Source organism: Pseudoroseomonas cervicalis ATCC 49957, assembly GCF_000164635.1.
Lineage (GTDB): Bacteria > Pseudomonadota > Alphaproteobacteria > Acetobacterales > Acetobacteraceae > Pseudoroseomonas > Pseudoroseomonas cervicalis.
In genome coordinates this window covers 1-1,267 of record NZ_GG770802.1, presented here as the reverse complement: position 1 = coordinate 1,267, position 1,267 = coordinate 1, and the positions used below count along the sequence as shown (strand labels likewise).

Genomic DNA, 1,267 nt, shown 5'->3' with positions numbered 1-1,267 from the left:
CGGCGCGGTCCAGGCTGCCATCCAGCGTCTCGACCAGGGCGCGCAGGAAGCCGCGCCACTGGGCGCTGGTGTGGCGCCGCGCCAGATAGGCCAGCATCGCCGGATCGCCGCCGCCCTGCATCATGTCCTGCCCCTCACCCTTTGCCGCGCGCGCCGTGCGGCCCGCTGCCCCTGCCACCCGCCACCGCCGCCCGGGGCGGCGTCACGGATCGACCCGGTAGCGGGCATAGAGCAGGCCGCGCGCCTCGTTCCAATCGGCCGAGCGATCATAGCGCAGCGCGGCGCCGAGCCGCAGGCTGGGCGTCACCGCGTATTCCAGGTCGGCGCGCAGCCCGGCGGTGACCACCGTCTGCGACTGGCCGGCGTAGAAGGCGGAGAAGCCGGAATTGGCCGCCGCCAGCGCCTCCTGCTGCGCCTGGCGCGCCGCGTCGTCGGCATAGACGGGGCTGCGATCCTCGCGGAAGGAGGCGAGGCCGACGCTGGCGCCGATGCGGTAGGAGAAATCCCCCGAGCGCGCCCGGTAATCCAGCGGCACCGAGGCGGCGACGAAGGATTGCGGGCTGAAATACCCGCCATGGCCGAGCGTGAAATAGCGCAGATTCTTGTCGTAGGACTGGTAGAGCAGGTCGAGCCCGGTCACCAACTCGGCATCCGGGCGGCGATACAGAGCGTGGCTGACGCCGGCATAGGCCTCGATGCGGGTGTTGTCGGCGACGCCATCGCCCTCCAGCGTCGAATAGCCGCCGCCGGCGTAGAAGCTGGTGTCGCCGACGCCGTATTCGAGCTGGCCGCGGCCGGTGTTGCGCACCACCCCGCCCCAGGTGGTGCCGCTGGCCGGGTCGCGCATGCCGCTCCAGGAGAGCAGCGTGTCGGTGATGGCCCGGCGCTCGGCGGTGACGCGCAGGCGGAGATTGCTGCCGAGCGAGGGCGCCACCTCCACCCCGCCCAGCAGGTTCTGCCTGCGGAAGCCGAGCGGGGTCGAGCCGATATCGGCCGAGAAACTGTCCCGCGCATAGCCGAGGCCGAGCGAGACGCCCGAGGCGGTGCTGTCGGAGGGGCTGAGCGCCCGCGCCTGGGCCGCCGTTAGGCTGCCATTGCCCGGCACGAACTGCGCGGCGCTGCCGAAGCGGCTGAGCGTCCCGGCGGTCTGCTCCATGTCGCCGGCATCGAGCGTCACCGCCTGGGCGCGCAGCGTGACGCGGCCGCCGACGCCGGGCAGCGGCGCCGAGGCCTCGGCCCCCGCGCCGAACTCGGTCATGCGGTCGAG

At 73.2% G+C, this 1,267-nt stretch carries 1 protein-coding gene; it reads right to left on the bottom strand.

Features of this window, described 5'->3' with window-relative positions; genetic code table 11:
- Positions 1-202: 202 nt before the first annotated feature.
- The coding region (locus tag HMPREF0731_RS19130) for a cellulose synthase subunit BcsC-related outer membrane protein (RefSeq protein ID WP_007005857.1) at positions 203-1,267 on the bottom strand (1,065 nt) is incomplete at its 5' end.